Annotated in this window: 16 protein-coding genes; 6 read left to right on the forward strand and 10 right to left on the reverse strand. The window is 53.0% G+C overall.

What is annotated here, in order from left to right; genetic code table 11:
- Positions 1-29: 29 nt before the first annotated feature.
- From BXY66_RS17355 to BXY66_RS17370, 3 genes are read right to left on the reverse strand one after another with little or no spacing between them, the layout of a single operon-like run.
- Positions 30-1,274 (reverse strand): calcium-binding protein, encoded by a 1,245-nt coding sequence (locus tag BXY66_RS17355; RefSeq protein WP_132861672.1) that lies wholly within the window; start codon positions 1,272-1,274, stop codon positions 30-32.
- A 42-nt stretch (positions 1,275-1,316) separates the two neighbouring features.
- Positions 1,317-1,919, reverse strand: coding sequence for a calcium-binding protein (locus BXY66_RS17365; RefSeq protein ID WP_132861673.1), 603 nt, complete (start codon positions 1,917-1,919; stop codon positions 1,317-1,319).
- 60 nt (positions 1,920-1,979) lie between these two features.
- Positions 1,980-2,975: a hypothetical protein gene (locus BXY66_RS17370; RefSeq protein ID WP_132861674.1), complete on the reverse strand. Its 996-nt coding sequence runs from the start codon at positions 2,973-2,975 to the stop codon at positions 1,980-1,982.
- Positions 2,976-3,513: 538 nt separating this feature from the next.
- Between BXY66_RS17370 and BXY66_RS17375 the strand changes: the two genes are divergently transcribed.
- Complete coding sequence (locus tag BXY66_RS17375) at positions 3,514-4,557, forward strand: glycosyltransferase (RefSeq protein ID WP_165929231.1); 1,044 nt, start codon at positions 3,514-3,516, stop codon at positions 4,555-4,557.
- Positions 4,558-4,586: 29 nt separating this feature from the next.
- Positions 4,587-5,801 (forward strand): glycosyltransferase, encoded by a 1,215-nt coding sequence (locus BXY66_RS17380; RefSeq protein ID WP_165929232.1) that lies wholly within the window; start codon positions 4,587-4,589, stop codon positions 5,799-5,801.
- On the opposite strand, the gene BXY66_RS17385 is transcribed toward BXY66_RS17380, so the two are convergent.
- Positions 5,792-6,529 carry an ABC transporter permease gene (locus BXY66_RS17385; protein ID WP_243694422.1) on the reverse strand — a complete coding sequence of 246 codons (738 nt, stop codon included), beginning with the start codon at positions 6,527-6,529 and terminating at the stop codon, positions 5,792-5,794. The two genes, BXY66_RS17380 and BXY66_RS17385, sit on opposite strands and share 10 nt — an antisense overlap.
- Positions 6,530-6,985: 456 nt before the next feature.
- Here BXY66_RS17385 and BXY66_RS17390 point away from each other — a divergent pair, with 456 nt between their 5' ends.
- Both BXY66_RS17390 and BXY66_RS17395 read left to right on the forward strand, forming a co-directional pair.
- On the forward strand, positions 6,986-8,068 hold the full coding sequence (locus BXY66_RS17390) for a KpsE/RkpR family capsule polysaccharide export protein (RefSeq protein ID WP_132861678.1): 1,083 nt from the start codon (positions 6,986-6,988) through the stop codon (positions 8,066-8,068).
- Entirely contained in the window at positions 8,065-8,766 is a 702-nt protein-coding gene (locus BXY66_RS17395) for an ABC transporter ATP-binding protein (protein ID WP_132861679.1), read from the forward strand. The genes BXY66_RS17390 and BXY66_RS17395 overlap by 4 nt, the downstream gene beginning before the upstream one ends.
- Before the next feature lie 133 nt (positions 8,767-8,899).
- On the opposite strand, the gene BXY66_RS17400 is transcribed toward BXY66_RS17395, so the two are convergent.
- A complete protein-coding gene (locus BXY66_RS17400; RefSeq protein WP_132861680.1) occupies positions 8,900-9,502 on the reverse strand; it encodes a sugar transferase in 603 nt (200 codons plus the stop codon).
- Between the two features lie 215 nt (positions 9,503-9,717).
- Between BXY66_RS17400 and BXY66_RS17405 the strand changes: the two genes are divergently transcribed.
- Positions 9,718-10,683: a hypothetical protein gene (locus tag BXY66_RS17405; protein WP_132861681.1), complete on the forward strand. Its 966-nt coding sequence runs from the start codon at positions 9,718-9,720 to the stop codon at positions 10,681-10,683.
- Positions 10,684-10,715: 32 nt separating this feature from the next.
- On the opposite strand, the gene BXY66_RS17410 is transcribed toward BXY66_RS17405, so the two are convergent.
- A complete protein-coding gene (locus BXY66_RS17410; RefSeq protein WP_132861682.1) occupies positions 10,716-11,426 on the reverse strand; it encodes a sulfotransferase family 2 domain-containing protein in 711 nt (236 codons plus the stop codon).
- 25 nt (positions 11,427-11,451) lie between these two features.
- Complete coding sequence (locus BXY66_RS17415; protein WP_132861683.1) at positions 11,452-14,649, reverse strand: glycosyltransferase; 3,198 nt, start codon at positions 14,647-14,649, stop codon at positions 11,452-11,454.
- Positions 14,650-14,939: 290 nt separating this feature from the next.
- Between BXY66_RS17415 and BXY66_RS17420 the strand changes: the two genes are divergently transcribed.
- The gene (locus BXY66_RS17420) at positions 14,940-16,376 is read left to right on the forward strand and encodes a mannose-1-phosphate guanylyltransferase/mannose-6-phosphate isomerase (protein WP_132861684.1); all 1,437 of its coding nucleotides are present in this window, start codon (positions 14,940-14,942) and stop codon (positions 16,374-16,376) included.
- A 20-nt stretch (positions 16,377-16,396) separates the two neighbouring features.
- On the opposite strand, the gene BXY66_RS17425 is transcribed toward BXY66_RS17420, so the two are convergent.
- From BXY66_RS17425 to gspD, 3 genes are read right to left on the reverse strand one after another with little or no spacing between them, the layout of a single operon-like run.
- Entirely contained in the window at positions 16,397-17,611 is a 1,215-nt protein-coding gene (locus BXY66_RS17425; protein WP_132861685.1) for a type II secretion system F family protein, read from the reverse strand.
- Positions 17,608-19,044, reverse strand: coding sequence for a GspE/PulE family protein (locus BXY66_RS17430; protein WP_243694423.1), 1,437 nt, complete (start codon positions 19,042-19,044; stop codon positions 17,608-17,610). The genes BXY66_RS17425 and BXY66_RS17430 overlap by 4 nt, the downstream gene beginning before the upstream one ends.
- A 19-nt stretch (positions 19,045-19,063) precedes the next feature.
- Positions 19,064-21,004: a type II secretion system secretin GspD gene (gene gspD, locus BXY66_RS17435; RefSeq protein WP_132861687.1), complete on the reverse strand. Its 1,941-nt coding sequence runs from the start codon at positions 21,002-21,004 to the stop codon at positions 19,064-19,066.
- Between the last annotated feature and the right edge of the window lie 180 nt (positions 21,005-21,184).

Consider the following 21,184-nt stretch of genomic DNA (forward strand, 5'->3'; position numbering starts at 1 on the left):
GACGGAATGATAATTTGATGGCCAGAATGTCAAAGGAAAAAGTCGTTTTCGTCAAGGTCTGCCAAGCTTACGCCAATCAAAGTGATACTGCCCATATTAGGTATGCTGATGACCACATTTTCACCACCCGAGGAACGGATGTGATCTGACAACAAATCTGTGAAGCTCGTAACCTCAGAGACTGATGTCAGGTCAATTTTCTCATTTTCATTCAGCGCGTTGAAGTCAGCAATCGTGTCATGGCCGTCCCCGGTCCGGAAAACAAAGACATCCGCGTTGCTCCCACCTACAAGCCAGTCGTCTTCTGAACCCCCAACTAAAGTGTCAAAACCAGTTCCGCCTAACAAAGTATCGCGACCTTTGTTCCCGTCCAGGCGATCATTCCCAGCTTCACCTAAAGCCTGATCCGTACCGTCACCACCAACGAACCTGTCGTCCCCAGTTCCACCCCAAAAACGGTCATTTCCTTTTCCTCCGTCGCCGTAGTCGTTACCGCTTTCCCCAAAAAGCCGATCTTGACCTGCATTTCCCAAAAGAATGTCGTTTCCTGACTGTCCGATAAGCGTGTCAGCAAAAAGTCCACCATCGATCAGTTCATCTCCGGAGCCACCTTCAAGGAGGTCATGTAAATTTCCACCAAAGATGCTGTCGTTTCCATCACCGCCAAGGATAGTGTCCTGTCCACCATACCCCCGCAATGTATCGCTGCCGCTTCCTCCTTCGATCCGGTCTAATCCGAGCCCACCATGAACATCGTCATTACCTGAACCGCCAAACAGAACGTCGTTGCCACTTCCACCAAACAATCTGTCGTTTCCGGTGCCACCATCTATGGTGTCAAACCCGCGCCCGGACGCCAGCCAATCACTTCCTTCGCCACCCGACAGGCTGTCGTAGCCTGCACCTCCCAAAATACTGTCATCACCCTGTGCTCCATAGATTGAGTCAGGACCTTGCTCGCCGAAGATCGTATCGTTTCCATCGTCGCCATAAAGAGAGTCAGCTCCCCTAGCGCCATGAATTTGGTCATCGCCAGCTTGACCAAAGATGGCATCTTTGAACTGCGATCCAGCGAGAATGTCCGCGCCTGATGTGCCCGTCAGGGCCCCTCCAGTAGAGAGTTGCTCCAACAATTCATCCAGGGTGAGAACTACGTCCAGAAACTCAAAAATTTCGATGTTTGAAACGATATCTGTTCCGTTCGAAAACTGAATCGAAAGGCTTCCGTTTCCCAAATCGAAAACAGATGCTAACGCTCTAGCAGAATCAAACACTGCGCGGTCCGAGCCTTCGCCACCATCGAGGGTATCGACTCCCTAGCCGCCTGCCAGGTGATCGCTTCCCGCGCCACCCAGTAGCACGTCATTGTCGGCACCGCCCAGCAAAGTGTCTGCGCCTTCGTACCCCGAAATTGTGTCGCGCCCTAGGCCACCCGACAAAACATCGTTTCCTGATGTGCCATCAATCGCTTCGTCGTGAGAAACTGGGTCTTGCGGATCGGTTTCGACAATTAAGGGTGGGCGGTGAATGTCTTCCACCATTGCCGATTTTAGCGCTTCCAGCGATAGCGCAACCCCGTTTGACAATATGTCCAACGTTTCATTGCCGTAAGTTATTCGAGCACCTGAATAATTGAAAGTGACCGCTAATCTTGAGAAGGAGTAAAGCCCAGGCATGGAAGTCAGATCCAGCCGATCAATTCCAACTTGAAAATCTGAAATGACATCATGGGATCCGTCGGAGCCCAAAACAAAAACATCAGAGCCACTTCCTCCAGATAAACTGTTCTCACCGTCTCCATCCATGATGATATCGTTGCCACCACCGCCGTGAATACTGCCGTTTTCGGACAATACGAGAAGGTCATCATTCTCGGTACCCGCAAGGTAGCCTGATTGTGCGCTCTTAACTTCGCCCAAGTTTGACACGGCTAGCGTTAGTTGGGTAATCCCGGTCTCTGCGCTTGATCCGGCAAACAACTATATTTCATCTCCGACTAGCACGGCTTTAAGAGATGATATGTTTTGTAACGCCGAAGAACCGCTGTCAGCGATTGTACTGAGGGGCAAAAGGCGTCCACCAGGGAGCAGACTCATTACTGAGATACCGTCGTCGGAACCCGTGGCAAAGATGAAAACATGCCCGTTTACAGTTATGGTATCTATTTCCGTTACGCCCGCAAAACGGCTGAGAGACGAGTCCAAAGCATGATCCTTAACCGTCAACTGGCCGTCGTTCGCCACCTCGAGAACTGAGAGGCTGGAGCTATCCGATGCTGCAACAACAAGGTAGTTTGTGCCTTCAATTTGGGCGGGAACCATTGCGGTAATTGTCTGAACGGGAAACGAACCATCATTGGCACCGATTGATCCGATGTATTGAGGAATCCCGCTGGCATCTATTTGATAGGCAGCGAGGCAGTGAGACAGTGTTGATCCGCTGAATAGGAAGTCTCCTGACGGCGTTTTGATGCGAGCCATACATGATATTCCGGACCCGTGCATCGGGTCACCGGAAAAGGTTTCCGTGACAAAGTTCAAGCCACCTTGGGTATCTTGCGAATACACGGAAATACCGCCTGTTGAAGGCTGGGCCACGTACAAAAGCAGAGTGTCATCCCAACGATAGCCCAACAGACATGCACTTTGGTTGTGGTGATCTATATTGTTGAGGAAGGTGCTCACGCTACCCGACATGCTGGCGCTGGCTGTGTGCTCCAAATGGGTTATCACAGGTTGGGCCAAACTATGTGGAGACACATCGGGGCCAAGTGTTGTGCGTGATTCAGACAGAAGCGACAAGGAGTCTGCCTCGGCAAGGCTATTGTTCTGAGTCACCAACCTTGTTGCAGTGCCATTTCCATGATGAAGGACAATCGGTTGCCCTGTTTGAGTATCTGACAAAATTGACAGATTTTCGGACGGAACCGATAAACTTCCGCCAGCTAAAACGCCTGCGAGTTCAAATGAAATCATAAATCGAATAGTCCTGAACAAGTTCAGAGAAAGATTTCGCTATCGTGCCGTCGTAACTTGGGAAACCACTGCCAAAATTGTGGCGAAACCGCGGACAAAGAGTCAGAACTTTCGAAAACCAAATTCAAAATTGTTGAGGTTTAGCCGCTAATTGGCTGGTAGCCGATCCAGACGCATGGTCGAATATTGAGGAGTTTTCTGACTATGCCTGCGAAAGGCACGAGGATAAGAAGAGAGCAGACAGCTTGGAGTAGCGGACGGTTCGATGGTTTTGTTTGACTTGTTTGGGCGGGACAAGATCGCTCGGTTTTCTCGGGCGTTGCGCGAAGAAGGGTTTTTTGGTGCTATCCGGAGGACCCGTAAGTACATTGCCAACCGTTTTTCCGGGCGCGGCATTACTGGACTGGTTCAAAGTGGTAGTCCGAACCCGAGAGCACCTTCCGAATATCTAGCTCCCATCTGGTTGGAACTCGCGGAAAAAGACGCGTTCCATGTGACTAAGTCACCTGCAATTCTTAGGAAACGACGAAAAGTTGCTATGATTGGCGATCTCAATTTGCCGCAATGTCGAAAATATCGGGTTGAGCAACTAGACGAGATTTGGCGTTTGGCGGACGTCGATTACAGCTATTCGCACTATGAAGACGTGCCGCGCTCGACAACAATCCTGCAAGACGCCACTCATGTGATGTTCTATCGGCTAAGTACGACGCCTATCACTAGCATGCTTTCCTACGAGGCGAGGCGGTTGCGTTTGCCAATTCTGTACGATCTGGACGACCCTTTGTTTTCAGTTTCTGCATACGGAACCTATGAGAACATGAAGGCTCTCCCGGATTGGCAAAAGACACACTTCATGAATGAGGCGCCGAAGTATCTTGATGTTATGAATGCTTCCGACCTGTTGTCTGTATCGACCCCTGGGATGAAGTCTCACGCAGCTCTTTATTCGTCTCGGCCGACCTTTGTACGCAGGAATTTTGCGGATGCTGCGGCCCTTTCCACAGGCGCTCGGGTGATTTCAACGAAGACGCCCCAGAACGGCTTCAGAGTCGCGTTTGCGAGTGGCTCTCAAGGGCACGAAATTGATTTCAACATCATCGTGAATGACATGATCCGGTTCCTCGCTGGAAATTCTGACCGTCAATTGGTCATTCTAGGTTACTTCGACAAATCGTTGTTGCCTGCGGATTTGCGTGATCAGGTCGAAACTCACTCTTTCTCGGACTACGCGACTTACCTAAGAACTCTTAGCTCCGCGGACTGCGCGGTCATGCCGCTGGCAGACGATTTGTTTAATCGATGCAAAAGTGCGGTACGTGTACTTGATGCGGCATGTGTTGGCGTGCCCAGCATTGTTGGTCAGGTCAGTGACATGTCTACAGTGGTAGAGCATGGTCGGACAGGTCTCGTTCTAGAACCCGCTGCGAACTGGGGCGACGCCCTGGAAACTTTGGCCACAGACCGCAAGCTGACAAAAGAAATGGGTAAAGCGGCGCGGTCGCAACTTGAAGCCAACTGGAGTGCGCGACTTGACGCGCCCGTAATTGATCCCGAAATCCTGCGCTGGGTTACGTCATGAGACACGATACCGTCGTACCGCATGTCGTTGTGATCAACGTGTACTTCGCGCCCTATACTTATGGTGGTGCGACGGTGGTTGCTGAACAAGTTGCATTGCGACTTCAAAACAACCACGGGTTTCAAGTCAGCGCAATTTCCGCAATGTGCCGCGCGGATATGCCCGCATATTCCGTTATTAAATCCGAGCGTGATGGTATTGCGAACTATATTATCAACATGCCGGCGGATCGCAGTTACTCAGTGACCTACGACAATCCTGAAGTAACGGAAGTAATCGAACGGATTTTGCGCAGAATAGAGCCCGACGTCGTTCACCTGCATTGTCTTCAAGATATTGGTGTTGGTGTTTTGCCAATGCTAAAGCGCAATAGTCTGCCGATGGTTTTGTCCACGCACGACTTTTGGTGGCTTTGCGAACGTCAGTTTATGATCAAGATGGACGGGAACTACTGTTGGCAAGATCCCGTAACAATTCAGGGATGCAGAGGGTGTGTGGATGATTGGGAGCGGGCCAAAAGCCGCGTCGGCCGTCTCAAAGCAGCAGCTGCGCTGGCAGATGTGGTCACGTTCCCGAGCGAGTTTGCCAAAGACTTGAGTGTTCGGTCCGGCTTGACCGGAAATCGTACCATTGTCTGGGAAAACGGCGTCAGGATGCCTGGCGCTACTTTTTTTGAGCAGCAGGAAATGCGCAGGCAAAACAGCGGGAATCGTCTTGTTTTCGGTTTCGTTGGCGGACCTTCACAGATCAAAGGATGGCCCATATTACGGCAAGCATTCGAGCAAATATCTCGCGATGACTTTGATGGGTATCTAGTCGAAGGCAGCATGGACGGGAGTTGGTGGCGGGATCTGGACACATCGAAACTGAAGGGGAAGTGGATAATTCATCCGCGCTTCGCGCAGGAAGAAATGGATGAGTTTTATTCGAAAATCGATGTCCTTCTGTTCATGTCGCAATGGAAGGAAACTTTTGGTTTAACGATTAGAGAAGCACTGGCCCGCGGCATTCGTGTGATCCAAACCGATAGCGGTGGGACAACTGAACACAATGCCGTCGAACCCGAAAAACTGCTAAAAATCGGCGATGGACCGGAGAAGCTTCTTCCTCACCTTGAGGCAGCGTTGGACAATTCATTTGCCACCCCAGAACCGGTAAAAGTTACAGACTTTGAGACACAGGCTGCTGAGATGGCGGAATGCCTTTCCGAGTTGATAAAAAACGCCAAGCAGGGTCAGCGATAAAGCAGGTCTCTCGAATTCTTGTGCAAGAAGGTCATGCCGATCAAAAGCGGCAGCGCAGAAAAACATATCACGTACAGAGGCGAGACGTACGCTGCATCATAGTTGAAGAAAATACTGCTCCTAATCATGCCGACTATGTGGATCAAGGGATTGAACCAAAGGTAGTCGCTGTAGGGTGGTGGAACCACTTCATAGAGGTAGAAAACGCAGGAAATGATAAGCAAAGGGCGGCGAATAACGGAGTAAATCCGCTCCCATTCCGGAAATCGCAAAAACATGTAGCAGTTGAAGGTCCCCACACCCGCTGAAAGTAGGGTCAGGAGAAACCATGCAAATATGATCTTTGGGTAGTTCACTGCAACGCTTTGGTCATAGATGAAAACCGTTGCAGAAATGACCAAGCCAAAAACCATAATCTGGGTCAGAGTGTTCAGGATCAATCTGCCGAGTAGTGCGTCCAAGTAGGAGACCGCTGGAAAAGAAAGCAGTGATCTGGAGAACTCGATAGATAGCGCGACTTTTCCCGAGATATCGAGGAAGGCAAGAAAGGGTAAAAGGCCGGTGGCATAGAAAAGCGCAAAGCTGGTGCCAAGATCCGGTTTCCTGAGAGCGATTGAGAAAATCGCTGTCAACAATATGATGCCCGCGACCGGTTGGAGAATTGCCCACAGATAGCCAAACGCTGTGCGACCAAAGGTTGTCGACATTTCCCGAAGTATGAGCGCCATCAAGGTGCGTAAAGTGCGGAACGACCTAGGCTTTTGTGCAACGAAGTCAATTTGTGACATTTCAGGGGGTGCTGGCTTTCCGAAGCGACATGTTATAGCTCCGATTTAGTGCAATTTGGGTTTAGAGTAAACGAGAGAGCTGGTTCCGGCTCTTTTTGCCCGAGCATTCGGTGAGATCTTAAGACCCGAAAAACAGGTTCTGTTATGTCCGAGAATACAGTTGAACAGCCATCAACCAAGCCGGTTGAACAACCCGATGAGCAGGACAAAAGCAACGCACCGACGCAAGGACGCCGCGCCAATCAACAAGGTGGTCACCGAGGCGGGAACAAAGGTGGCGGGAGCAGGAACCCAAATAGGAAGCAGGCCGCTAGAAATCGCGGGCAGGGACAAAGGAACCGGGCTGCAACGCAAGCGCAAAAGGTCGCCGGCCCCGCGCGCCGCAGACGGAGACATGTGCTGCTGGTGCTAGCATTCCTTCTCTGGGTCGTGGCGCCGTTTTCGGCGGTGGTTTGGTACCTTTATACGATCGCAGACGATCAGTATGCGTCTTACGTTGGTTTCACTGTTCGTACAGAGGAAGTCAGTTCTGGAATTGAAGTTCTGGGTGGAATTACTGAGCTCTCCTCCGGAAACAGCTCCAAGGACAGCGATATTTTGTACAAATTCATAAGTTCGCGTCAGATGGTGGAAGCTGTTGATGCCGAACTGGGCTTGGAAAGTATCTACATCAATCCTGATGATCCCGTTTTTGGCCTAAAAGAAGACAGTACCATTGAGGACAAGCAAGACTACTGGAAACGGGTAGTCAAAGTTTACTACGACACCCGAAGCGAGCTGATCGAACTTAGAGTTGTGGCCTTTGACGCTATAAGCGCACAACAGGTTGCTCAGGCGATCGTCAATGAAAGCACGCGGATTATTAATGATCTGACCGCGATTGCTCGGGAAGACACCACACGATACGCCCGTGAAGAACTGGATCGCACAATCGCGCGCCTTAAGGAGGCGCGACAAGCGATCAATACTTTCAGGGCACGCACACAAATCGTTGATCCATTAGCAGACACCCAAGGGCACTTGGGGCTTTTGAACAACCTTCAGACCCAGTTGGCTGCTGCGCTTATCGAATTGGACATGGTGCGGCAAACTGCCAGAGCAGGTGATCCGCGCATCACACAGGGTGAACGACGTGTCCAAGTTATTGAAGAGCGCATCGCCGAAGAGCGAAAACGCTTTGGTAGCGAGTCTGAAACTGAAGACGATACCTATTCCAGGTTGGTGGGCGAGTACGAAGAACTTGCTGTCGAGCTTGAGTTTGCCAACAGCAGTTATCTGTCTGCTCTGGCGGCATATGACACGGCACTTGCCGAAGCGCAGCGGAAGTCGCGATACTTGGCGGCATACGTTAATCCAACTTTGGCGGAGTCGGCAGAATATCCGCAGCGAGTTCTTATTAGCGCCCTGACACTTGGCGCTTTGCTCTTGAGTTTTTTGATCATGACCTTGGCATATTACTCGTTGCGAGATCGGCGATGATCCGTATCGAAAATCTCTGCAAGGCGTATCACATGAATGGGCGCAGCAAGGTTGTCGCGGACAATCTCAATGCAGACATTCCGTCCCGTACGGCCGTTGCAATTTTGGGTCGCAATGGCGCAGGCAAATCAAGTCTATTGCGCATGATCGCGGGCACGATGTCTCCGGACAGTGGGAGAGTTATTTCAGATGGTTCAATCTCTTGGCAGGTAGGCTTTGGAGGCAGCGCACATCCACAGTTGACCGGATTGCAAAACACGCGGTTCGTAGCGCGTGTTTATGGTGTGGACAGCGATGAGCTTGTTGAATCGGTCAGGGAATTCGCGGAACTCGGCGAGCATTTTTTCCTTCCGGTCCGTAGTTACTCCTCGGGAATGAAAGCGCGGCTTTCCTTCGGTTTGTCCATGGGGATTCAGTTTGACACTTATCTTGTTGATGAGATTACCGCCGTCGGTGATGCGTCCTTCAAGCAAAAGAGCGAAGACGTCTTCATGGAGCGCCTGGAAAAAAGCGGTTTGGTGATGGTGTCACATTCAATGCAAGCCGTTCGGCGTTTGTGCACCGAAGGCGCCGTGATCGAAGACGGAAAAATGACGTATTACACAGACATTCAGGCGGCGGTTGATCACCACCTTGAGAATGTTGCCAAAAGGCGCGAGGCGCGGGCGATGGGTGCAGAAGGGCCGGCTTTGGTCTGATACTTTTTCAGTTTTCTGAATTCTGGATTTTTGCCAGTTTCCGAGGCCTGTATCGAAGCTGCAACGCGTCGGTATTGCGTCGGTTCCGCGTGTCGACGAGCCGATCTGTACTCTGTCTATTAAGTTTCAGAATCTATCGGCGACCGAACACGGTTTGGAACATGATTGAGAAGTCCCAACAAACATTGTGGTTGTCTCGGTAAATCACATCCAAAGCAGCCTTTCGGGGAACACAGGCGCGAGCGTAAATCCGGTCTGTTTCTTCAGGTGTTTTACAGCGGCTCAAAAGTAATGCTTCGTGTTTGTGGTAAACCAGTGAGGCAAGCCCGGTGATGCCAGGCCGGGCCTTGAGAACCTCTGAATATATTTCCGGAAAGCGTTCTACGTATCGGCGCAGGGGTGGGCGCGGACCCACGAGCGAAACGTGGCCCAGCAACAAGTTCCAAAGTTGCGGAAGTTCGTCCAACCGTTTTGCCCGCAGCATCGCACCGGTTGCCGTCACTCTCGACGTTTTGTCCCCCCCAGTGGCCATGCCGTCGTTGCTGCCTTGGTGCATTGTTCGAAACTTGACCAAACCAAATGCCTTGTCCGGTGTTTTCATGCGCTCGCTGACAAAAAAGATCGGTCGACCCTCGCGGAGCAGGATCAACAATGCCACCCAGAGGATCAGGGGCAGAAGCACTGTACCGAGCACCAGCGCAGAAAGGATGTCTATCAAACGTTTGAAAGGGGTCATCGTTTGTTTCCGTGCACATTGGGATCGATCTACAAAACTCAAACAATCCGCTATCGAAAATTCCGCAATTTTCCGAAAGTCAGATTAGCTCAGCAGAGATCGGAGAGAAATAGGGAGATAGACCTGCTAGGCATTGTGCCTTATCAATGAGATAGCGTTGTGCCAACGATGACGTGTGGTTCGTTTAGTGGGTGGCGACAATAAGGAAGACGGAAGTGACTTTCAAAAACGTAACTCTGCATATCGGTCGCCATAAATCCGGAACGTCTTCTTTACAGCATTGGTTGGGTCTAAATCGGGAAACTCTTGCGGATAACGGTGTGCTCTATCCATTGAGCGGGGCGTCGAACCAAATTGCACATCATCAAATTGCCGAAGCACTCAAACAGAATGCAACGCAGGACGTGATGGCGATCGCCGAAGATATTCTGAAAGAACGAAAAGGACAGGAAACTTTGCTACTGTCCAGCGAAGCGTTCCAGAACCTTGAAGACCTCGATGGCATGAAAAACATGCTCGCCCACCTTGGGGCCGAGAACGTCACAGTCATTTGTTATGTCAGAGAGCATTTGGACTATGCTGTTTCCGCTTATCGCCAGCTGGTACATGCTCAAACAAAATCGCCGAGCTTTTCAAAGTACTGCTTCAGGTTTCATAGCATAGCACCTTTCTTCCAAAGGTGGCGCTCGGTTGGAGACCTGCAACTAGCGCTGTATCACCGTGATCTATTGAAGAATGGCGATATTATCGAGGATTTCTGCGAAAAGACCGGCCTGCCTTTCAAGGAAATGCATCTTGGGGACCGAAATCCGTCGATCGGTGGAAACCTTCTGGTTTACAAGCTTTTTGCAAACCGCCTTGGTATGGAAGGTCTCACATACGCGGCAATGCGTGAACTGGCTCTGGCCGAGCCGCGGTTTCGTTCAGCATTCTTTGTGTCCGATGAGGCTGCAGCCAGTTTGCGCGCTAACAGCAAGTACAATGCTTCGATCGAAGTTGAGTTGGGGTTGCCGCCTCTCAAGTCTTGGGAAAAGTACCGGAAGTTGCCGGATTTGGAAACGCTTGAAAGCGATTTCGAACATATATCAGAGGCAACCCGAACCCAGTTTGACGAAGAAATGCTGACAAAAGCGAAGCGTTCCCAGCGCGTTTTTGTCCTTTCGCCCGACGTTCTGCAATAGATGCCGTTGTATTGATATTTGGAGAGCCGCTTTCAGCGGCCTCCGAATTTGTCCATCGCGGTTTCCCAGATCGCGCGGTCATAAACATTGGCTTCGATCAGCCGACGCAGCAGGACAGGGTCTTCTTCCTGTTCAGGCTTCGCGTCCGTTGTGTTGGCTTTAACATTCTCGGCCTCGAAATCCGGGAAGTGCGGAACCATTGCCTCGCGCAAACGTTTTAGCGTTCCGTCAAAATCTTCAACAAGCCCCACAACGGAAAGCGAATTAAAGCCTTCCATTGCACGCTGCAACTCTGGCACTTTTGCGGGGAACATAGTGGCCAAACGATCCGATTGGAAATTCCGGCACTGCCGGTCGCCTTTCCGGGCAAGCCGCGCGTCAACGTAGCCAGCCAGATCGGTTTCCTTAGCGAGATTAGCACCCCAGGAATCTGACTTTTGGTTCCGTTCGAACCGATAGGCAGATCGGATGCGGGAGATCGGATCTCGCAACATCATTACCGTGATGATGTTCACGCCGGCAATCTTGGGAATCGGTCCAACAGCGGTATGCGTCGAGAACACAACAGCATTAGGGTTTCCGAGAATCCATTGGGTAACCAAAGGCGTGTTGTTTCCGCCTTTGGTGGGGAATTCGTGAGTGACCCATTTGTCGCCGAAATTCTTCTTGAATATCCGATCCAGCGACGTGCCTGCGTTTTTGAATAGGTGATAGTGCAGGACGATCGTACGAGTTTTTGGCATTTGTCGCTCTTAGTTCCTGTTGTCCTTAGATGTGCTGGAACATGTCAACGCATTCAAACGCGTTGCGCATGTGATCCTTACCCGTTTCAAACGAGAAGGTTTCTTTGATGTAGTTGCGCGCGTTCTCGGACATGGAAATCCAAAGAACGTCATCCTCGGCAAGGCTTTGGATGGCCTGAACCCATTCTTGTTTCGTGCGTACAATAAAGCAGTCATGGCCGTGGCGCAGGCCAATGCCTTCGGCCGCTGTCGGGGACAAAACACAGGGGATGCCATGCGCGAGCGCGCTTAGCACTTTGCCTTTGATACCCGCTCCGGACAGCAACGGAGCAACAAAGACACGGTGCTGATGGAATGCATCTTCGATTTCCTGAACGAAACCCACGGGGCGCAACAGATCGGATGCGAGGTGTTTGGCGCCATCGGCCATGCCCGAGCCATATACCGCAAGATCGAAATCAGCCGCTGAGGTGTTAATGGCTGGCAGGATTTCTTCTGCAAACCACTCTATTCCCTCCATGTTGGGGTGGTGTCCAAAGCTGCCGAGGAACGACATTCCCGTGCGGCCTTCGATTCCGGGGATAGTGTCAGGAACATCTACGACCCAAGGGCATTTGGTCACAGGAACGGCACCTTCGAGATGTGAGGTGATGACTGCGTGTTCTGCATCGTTGTACGAGAGGATCACGTCTACATCGCGCATAATGCGAAGTTCCATTTCACGGACGTCTCGCATGCCGTTCATCATCTCTTCGCTGCCTTCGCTCAATGCGCGGCGCAACTCACGCAGGAAATGGAGGTCTGCGTTGTTGAATAGTACTTTGGCATGGGGTGCTACACGGCGGATGATCGGAAGCGTTTCGTTGGCCACATAATAGCGTGTGATGTAAAACGCGTCGAAATCAGCCCCATACTTCTCCAGGAACTCGGATACCGACAAGAAGAAGGGAGCAATAATGACTTCGACACCCATCTTCTGAAGTTCTTCCGTGTACCCGCCGAAACTTGCGAGGTTTTGCGGCAGGAAGGTTACCTTGTAGCCCAAAGACTGGACCAACTTGATTTCCTGGATTGCGGCATAAGAACCGGCATCACGATCCGGTCGAGGCGTGGTGTAGTCGATGAACAAAACACGCCCAACAATGCCACGGTCTTTTTCAAGGTCGGGTCGAAAACCTTCATTTTGTCCGTGGGAAGCATAAGCTTTCACCCACTGACGTTTGAACTTGGGACGGTTGACCTCTTGGTAGCGTTTGTAACCGGTCGTTACATCAGTGCCCGAAGTCATCCCCTCGTAGTGATAGACGATGGAGGCGGGGATGAAGAAGGTTTTGTACCCCGCATCGCGGATTTTGAAGGAGAAGTCAGTGTCCTCGAAATACATCGGTTCGAGATAACTCGACAGTCCGCCGACTTCGTTCCAGATTTCGCGGGTGGTCATCAGTGCCGCGCCAGAGAGATAGTCGACCTGACGGGCATAACTGAACTGTGGCGCCCAGGCGTTTTGGCGGTTTCCGTAGTTCCATGGGTTCCCCGTACCCCAAACCATGCCGCCGGCATCCTGCAACTCTCCGTTAGGATAAAGCAGTTTGGAGCCAACGGCTCCCACGCCGTCAAAACGGTCGAAGCCTGAAATCAGCTCATCCAGCCAACCCGAAGTGACTTCGACGTCATTGTTCAGCAAAACAACGTATTCGCCCTTTGCCTGTGCCACACCTGCGTTACAGGCGCGGATGAACCGTTGTGCCTCGGCATTATGGATCACCGTGATTCCGGAAACGAAAGTCTCCAGGTCTGCGGTTTCGTCCGTCGAGGCATCGTCTACGACGATAACTTCGAAGGAGGCATCATTTTGGGCGAGCAGCAAGCTGCACAGGGCGAGGTAAGTCACTTCGACTTTGTTGTGCGCCGGTATTACAATCGAAACATCGGGTTTAGAGACCTTCGGAAAGGCAAGCGGTTTGAGTTTTACGTTGTCATACCCTCTTTCGACGACTGACAGCGCGTAGGCTGCCTGTTCGCGAACGGCATTGCTTGCGTTGGACGCCAGAAGTCGCTTGAGCGACTCGTAGCGGTGCTGGGCTTGCGCCATAAGTGCGCCGCCATAAGGGTACTGGCCTTCGCGCAGCATCACATCTACCGGTGTCAGGTGACGAGGCAGAAGCACGTAGGTTGCAAAAAACACCTGACTGCCGGTTTCGTCCCGCACTTCAATCAGTTTGTGAGTACCATCTCGGAATTCATCTGGTACTCTTATGAAACTGGAGTCGGTACCGATAAACACGCGCTGGGCCTGCTTGCCATCCAGATAGATCATAAAGTCCCGGGCATGGCTGGCTCGGAAAGTTAGTCCAGCGCCATCTGCGTTTTCCAGAATGACCTCTACATCTTCACCCTGAAGAAGAGGAAGGCTCTTACCACCCGAAATGAGTTCCAGAGTACTGTCGTGGTGCAGACGGTCGGGCAATTCCGCCACAAGCCAGTTGGGCATTTTGCCACCATCGCGTGCGGCGAGGCGACGGCTGACCACCAACGGCTCCTTCTGAACTGCGCGCGTGACATGGGGGTTCGCCAGAAACAGGAAAGGTTCAACTTCATGCTCCTCAGAGATATACTTCTCAAACTCGAGCGTGATGTTCAGCGTGACCGGCTCCATGTAGCGCGGCAAGTTGAAAGAGATTTCCTGATACCCAACCGCATGCTTGCCGCCGCGAAGGGCGTTGGAAAATTTCTCTTCGAACAAAGGTTTGGGGGATTGGGACCCTGATTCGGTCACCGTGACAATAATTCTTCCGCGGGCGCGATGGGCTGCTACCCAGGTCCGAAAAACCATTTGGTTGCTGTGAGGCATGTCTACCTGCAAAGGCGCGGCGATTTTAAACTGTGCAGGTGTCCCATAGTCGTTGACCATCAGCTGCAGTGTTTCGCCGTTCTCGATAGACCAATCTTCAAGGTTGTTGACCCAGGCAGAAGCGTAATCCTCGTCCTTTCCAGTCAGCGGATTTATCTTTTTTACCAATGGGTAATTCGAAAAATCCGGGCGGTACTCCACAGGAAAGCTCAACCGTTTCGAACCGCCAAAATCCACTGCATGAAAGTCGGATCCTGACTGACCCTGACGTAGTGCCAGTTTGGCTGAGTCGGTTTGCGAGCCTACGTTGGCGTAAATTGAGCCTTCGTAAAGAACCACTTGCTGGATTTCCTTGGGCAACTCTGTCGACATACCAAACCATCCTCTTACTGCGACGAAACTGGGCGCTCTTAGAAACTATTCTAAAGTATCGAGCAATCTCAAAAGTCTTGCGACACTATTCTCTTTGAACACTGCACATTGTTGCTTTTTATGGTGGGATAAGAGAGTACTTCGGTGAAAAAATGGACAGAAGGTCACGAACGTAAATCAGAAGACTTCGAGAAGGGCTGTTATCTCGCGCTCTTCCAGTAAGACCCACCAAAAGTTGTCTCAAAACAAGTTTTCACCTCCCACCCACAGTTTTACGAGTAGGATCAGCCTTGACCCACAATGATGTCATTACCCCCGTACTCCTTTCCGGCGGTTCTGGTACGCGGCTTTGGCCGCTTAGCCGCAAGAGTTATCCCAAGCAGTTCTCACCGCTTTTGGGTGAAACCTCTCTGTTTCAACGTTCGGCCGAGCGTCTGAGTGGTCCGGCGTTTGCTGCGCCCATGGTTTTAACCAATTCGGACTTTCGATTTATCGTAACAGAGCAACTCGCTGGCGTCGGAATTGATCCCAGTGCCATCCTCATTGAGCCGGCTGGCCGCAACACTGCACCAGCGGTATTGGCAGCTGCTCTCTGGCAGGCGAAAACCGACAGTGACGCTCTGTTGCTTGTTGCACCGTCGGACCATGAAGTACCAGATGCCGAAGCCTTCCGTGCTGCAGTCGCCGCCGGTGTGCCAGCGGCCAAAGACGGCCGACTGGTCACCTTCGGCATTAAGCCGACGCGTCCAGAGACCGGATATGGATATCTCGAGTTGTCTGAAGATCCGGGCGACTTCGCAGCTCGCCCATTAGCGCTTTCGCGTTTCGTCGAGAAGCCCGACGCCCAGCGTGCCGCAGAGATGCTGTCGGCTGGAAACTATCTTTGGAACGCTGGAATTTTCCTGTTCACGGCGAAAACAATAATTGCAGCATTTGAAGCCCACGCACCGGAACTGTTGGGGCCTGTGAAAGCTGCGGTAGACAACGGCAAGCCTGATCTCGGTTTCTTGCGCCTTGATCCAGAGGCTTGGGACGGTGCCCAAGACGTATCGATCGACTATGCCGTTATGGAAAAGGCTGACAATCTTAGCGTTGTGCCATTCGGTTCCGAGTGGTCTGATCTCGGGGGATGGGATGCCGTTTGGCGAGAAAGCGGACCCGACGATAAGGGTGTAGCGACGCACGGCGCAGCCACGGCAATCGATTGTGAAAACACGCTGCTGCGGTCAGAAGATGAAGGTTTGGAGATCGTTGGACTTGGTGTGAAAGACTTGATTGCAGTAGCGATGCCTGATGCTGTTTTGGTCGCGGATGTTTCGCGTGCGCAAGAGGTCAAACAGGCGGTGACGGCTTTGAAGGCCAAAAAATCACGCCAGGCGACAGCCTTTCCGAAAGATCACCGACCATGGGGTTGGTTTGAAAGTCTGGTCATCGGAGATCGCTTTCAGGTGAAACGTATTCATGTTCATCCTGGCGCGGCGTTGAGTCTGCAGAGCCACCACCACCGTTCAGAGCATTGGATCGTTGTTGAAGGCACGGCCAAAGTGACAGTTGACGAAGAGGTCAAACTCGTCAGCGAAAACCAGTCGGTCTACATCCCGTTGGGTGCAGTTCACCGAATGGAAAATCCCGGCAAGGTGCCGATGGTTCTGATCGAGGTCCAAACTGGCACCTATCTGGGTGAAGATGACATTATTCGCTACGAAGACGTTTACGCGCGCGGGTAAGCCTTGTGCGTGGCGGGTATTTAGCCCGCCACCACAGCCTGCAGATCGAAGATCGGTAGTAGCACTGCCAGCACGATCAACAGAACAAATGCCCCAACCAACATCATCAACATTGGTTCGAGCAAAGCGGCGATGCGTTTCCGTTCACTCGTTAGATCGCTTTCGACCAGAATAGCGCTCCGCTCTGTCATCGGTGCCAAACGGGCCGACATTTCGCCAGCACCGATCAATTGACGCGCGACAGGCGGAATAATGGAGAGGCGGTCTAAGGCGTCGGACAGGCTTGCGCCTTCTTGCAGTGCGATCAGGACACTTTCCCCTTCGGTCTGGAACCGCGCAATGTCCAGAACCCGAGCAGCATTTTGTACTGCCACCGGAACGGTTTGGCGACTTGCCAGCACCAAGGCGAGTGTGCGCAGATATTGCACCGCGGCGGCGCGACGCATTAGCCGGCCGATCAGAGGCAGGCGCAACAGGAAACGATCACGGATTGTCCGAAGCGCTTGGAGCCGACTGGATGCAACGATCAAAAGGGCGAAACCGCCAATAATCGTCGACACCAAGGTAAAGTTGTCTTGTATCCAGTCGCTTACGGCGAGGACATACTGGGTGAGCGGAGGCAAAGGTTGACCCGAGATCTCGAACATGGCGACGATTTCCGGCGCGACGTTGATCATCAAAATTGCGCAAACGAGAAAAGAAACAGCGGCAACAAACGCGGGGTACACCAAGGCGCTGACAATCTCTGCCTTCTCGTTGCCGAGATTTTCCAGATGGCGTGCAAGTTCCTCAAATACTGCGGCAAGTTCACCAGCGCCTTCGCCGGCATGAATCGCTGCGGTGACATAGGCAGGAAATCCTGCGCCGGCTTCTTCCAAAGCTTCCGCAAGGGTACTGCCTTGCATCAGAGCCGCGCGCGCGCGAGTGGCAACGGTCGACAAAGTGGTTCCATTTCCGGATGTGCGGATCGCTTCCAGCGCGGCCTCAAGAGGCATTTCGGCAGATAGCAGGACGGCCATTTGCCGCGCGAAAACGGCTTGCAGGTCGCTGTTGAGGCGGGCGGAACGGCGCAGACGTTCTGTCAGATTGGTACGTTGGCGCGAAACGGAGAGTTCCGAAACAAACAAACCCTGCGCCCGCAGTCTGGCAGAAGCGTCAGACTCGGTATCTGCCAGAATGAGCCCCTTAGTGCGCGCGCCGTCAGCATCATAAGCGACATAGGAAAACGGTCTCATGCTCCGTCACCCACAACGCGCAATGCCTCGGCCAACGAGGTTTTGCCAGATGCAACCTGAAAAAGGGCCTGACCTATGAGAGTTTGTTCTTCGGACAAGCCAAGCCGCGTCAGCTCGATTTCGGAGGCGCCACCATCGATGGCAGTACGCATGGCATCGTCCACTTCCGTCATTTCGAAGATACCCACGCGGCCGGCATAGCCGGAAGAATTGCAAGCTGCACATCCTTTGGGAGCATGGATGCTTTCGGGTACGTCCATGTGGTGGCGAATGAAGTGTGCGGCCTCGGCTTGGCTCGGTGCAGCGGGTTCCGAGCATTCCGAACAGAGGCGTCGCAGCAGGCGCTGGGCGATCACGCCCCGTAGGGTGGCGGAGATCAGGAAGTCATCGAGGCCAAGGTCGCGCAGGCGCACGATTGCCCCGATGGACGAGTTTGCGTGCAGTGATGAAAACACCAGGTGTCCGGTGAGGGCGGCTTGGGCGGCGACAGAAGCCGTCTCAGTATCACGAATCTCGCCGACGAGGATCACATCAGGGTCTTGGCGCAGAGTGGCGCGAAGTCCGGCAGCGAAGGTCATGCCGATTTCGGAATTGACTTGCGACTGGTTAACACCTGGCAGGTCATATTCCACGGGATCTTCCACAGTAACGATATTTCGATCGTCGTGGTTGGTGAGCTTCAGGAGAGAGTAAAGAGTTGTGGTCTTGCCTGATCCTGTTGGGCCGGTGGCAAGAATGATGCCGTTGGGAAGGGCAGACAAACGTTCAAGCAGCGCAACCTGATCTGCGGTGAGGCCAAGTGCGTCGAGTTCCATCAGACCAGTGGAGCGGTCCAGAATACGCAGAACAATACGTTCGCCGTAGTTGCCGGGAAGCGAACTCACACGGGTGTCGATCAAACGACCTCCAAGCCGGAGCGGAATGCGCCCGTCTTGTGGCAGGCGAGTTTCGGCGATGTCCAGACCGGCCATGACCTTTAGACGGCTAACGACTCGACGGACAGGAACATCATCGCGCTCCATGATTGTTTGCAAAAACCCGTCGATCCGCATTCTGACTCGAAGGCCGGTTTCTGACGGTTCGAGGTGCAAATCCGAAGCGCGCGACAGGACCGCACGACGCAAAAGCTGATTCACAAGCTGGATAACAGGCGCGTCCTCGGCGTCTTCCAATAGGTCGCGCTGACGGGCTCCGGCGCTTCCCTCTTCGAGATCAAAGGACAATCCGTCGTCTGGCGCTGCTGCGGCGCCCTGAGATTGATAGAGCCGTTCCAACGCTCGCTCGAATGCATCTTGGCCTAGGTGCGAGATCGCAAGCGTACGCCCCGCACGTCGCCGTGCCTCCCGCAGTCCCAGAACGCTCGCCCGTGGCCCCACGATCAGTGTATCGCCGTCGCGCGCAACCTGATGGTCGCGGGCAAAGGAAAACGGCAAGCTTTGAGTTGACCGCGCCTCAGTTGGAGATGGGGAGGCGGGCTGGGAGGGGCGGGAGATTTCGGCTTTGGGCGACATTGTCGATGAATCCCGCATCAAAAGGTTGGTTCAGGTTGTTGCCATCAAAGGGCAGAGCCGCATTCGGCGTTTGCGGATAAAGATGACTGTCTGCGGGTTGCAAGGCAAGGCTGGCCTTGCGCGTCTCCCGTGCGACCTGTTTCGTGATGCGCTGGGCTTCGGCGTCGTTGTTGATCACGCGCGGGCGCAACATAACCAAAAGAACCGACTGGTTTTTCGTGGCGTTTTTGCCTCTGAACAGGCCTCCAATCAAAGGCGTGTTGGAAATACCTGGAACTTTTTTGGAGGTCGCGCCGCTTTCGTTTTCCAGAAGCCCGCCAAGCATGATGACGTTTCCGTCGCGAACCAGAACGGTTGTTGACAATGCACGGCGTGCCGTTATCTCACCACCGGCAGCGGAGGCTTGCCGGGTCAGGTTAGACACCTCCTGCTTGATTAGAAGGCGGACGGTCTGGTCTGCGTTGATTTGCGGTGTCACGTTAAGCGTCAAGCCAACGTCTCGTCGCTCAATGGTCTGAAACGGGTTTTCAGGGTTCGAATTGTTGCCGGTGGATGTATAGGAGCCGGTCACAAAGGGAACGTTTTGCGCAACAACAATTTCGGCTTCCTGATTGTTTAGGGTCATGATTGACGGTGTGCTGAGCAGGCGCACTGAGCTGGTTGAAGCAAGCGCTGAGATGAAGCCAAAGAACGCATTGTCGCCGCTCTGGTTACCGCCGCCAAACACACCGCCGTCTCCTGGGTTTACCACTTCGCCATTCACGGCAGCGGAAATAAGGCTGGTCAGGCTTGGGCGTCCTTCTAGCGTAAATTGAACGCCGCCAACGATCGCATTGTTAATAACGCCAGCGAATTGGCTGGACAGATCCGAATAGCCTTCAACGGAAAGTTCAAAGATAACCGCCTCCACGAGGACCTGCGTCGGGCGACGGTCAAGGTGGCGAACCATAGCTGTAATGTCTCGCATCATGTCGCGCGGAGCGGTGATCAACAATGCGTTGGTCTGAAGTTCCGGCACGATACGAACGAGCTGTCCCTGCTCGCTTTGGTCGGCAAAGCTGCGCAGGACAACGTCGGCAAGAGCGGAGGCATCAGCGTAGTTGAGTTGTTCGACGCTGCTGACGGTCACGGTTCCGCGCTGATCAAGTTTGGTGACCAATGCGCGAACAGTGTCGCGCACTTCATCCGAGCCAGAAACGATCAGTGCATTGGAGCGGCGGTCGACAGAAACGGTCGCGCCGCCACGAAGCAGTCCCATGCCTTCAACAACTCCGACCATTTCGGCGGCGCTGGCGTTGTTAAGGCGGATCAGTTCGATGGTGTCATCACGCGGTTGGTCGAGGCGTTTGATGAGGTTTGAAATGCGGCGATGGTTTTTGCCGCGGTCCGAAAGGATCAGCAAGCCTGACCCTGGTACAGGCGTTATTACCGCTTCTGAGGGCAACAGGGGGCGGATGACTGTGATTACTTCGTCCAGGGAGGCATGGTTGACCTTGATGACGCGGGTTTCATAGCCGGCACTATCAGTTGGAAGCGCCGAACCGTCTGCGAGTTCACGCGCAACGGTCATAGGCACAATGCGGGTCACAGCGCCGCCTTCGACCACTGTCAGACGATTGAGTTCAAGCACACTGAGAAACACTTCGTACAATGCGTCGGGTGCAAGGCCTTGCGGAGCCAGAACCGTAACGGTTCCTCTGACTTGAGGGTCGAGAACGAAGTTGCGTCCGGTGGCTTCGGAGACAATCTGAACAAAGCTGCGTAAATCCGCGTCACGCAGGTCCAGTTCCACTTGTGCTTGGACCGGGGATGTTGCCACCGACAACTGTGCAATTGCCAGACCGAAGGTCAAAACAAGTGTGCGAAAAGGGTGTTTCAACATGGTTTGCCTGCCCTGTTGGGGCCAAACAAGCCGCGATTCACGTCACCATCACACCGCCGGACCTGCCGTGGCATGAAAAACTTGTCTCGCGGGGTGCTCTGCCCTTGCCTCATGTGTTCGCCAATTTTTGGCGTTATTGTCGCAGAGGGTATCTTGCGTGACCGGTTTTGTCCCTATTGA

Origin of the sequence: Shimia isoporae (assembly GCF_004346865.1) — a bacterium.
Classification (GTDB): Bacteria; Pseudomonadota; Alphaproteobacteria; order Rhodobacterales; family Rhodobacteraceae; genus Shimia; species Shimia isoporae.

Coding starts and splice junctions, on each gene's coding strand:
- BXY66_RS17370 (WP_132861674.1), bottom strand. CDS start 2,975: ATGATTTCATTTGAACTCGCAGGCGTTTTAGCTGGCGGAAGTTTATCG.
- BXY66_RS17375 (WP_165929231.1), top strand. CDS start 3,514: ATGATTGGCGATCTCAATTTGCCGCAATGTCGAAAATATCGGGTTGAG.
- BXY66_RS17385 (WP_243694422.1), bottom strand. CDS start 6,529: ATGGCGCTCATACTTCGGGAAATGTCGACAACCTTTGGTCGCACAGCG.
- BXY66_RS17395 (WP_132861679.1), top strand. CDS start 8,065: ATGATCCGTATCGAAAATCTCTGCAAGGCGTATCACATGAATGGGCGC.
- BXY66_RS17400 (WP_132861680.1), bottom strand. CDS start 9,502: ATGACCCCTTTCAAACGTTTGATAGACATCCTTTCTGCGCTGGTGCTC.
- BXY66_RS17410 (WP_132861682.1), bottom strand. CDS start 11,426: ATGCCAAAAACTCGTACGATCGTCCTGCACTATCACCTATTCAAAAAC.
- BXY66_RS17415 (WP_132861683.1), bottom strand. CDS start 14,649: ATGTCGACAGAGTTGCCCAAGGAAATCCAGCAAGTGGTTCTTTACGAA.
- BXY66_RS17425 (WP_132861685.1), bottom strand. CDS start 17,611: ATGAGACCGTTTTCCTATGTCGCTTATGATGCTGACGGCGCGCGCACT.
- gspD (WP_132861687.1), bottom strand. CDS start 21,004: ATGTTGAAACACCCTTTTCGCACACTTGTTTTGACCTTCGGTCTGGCA.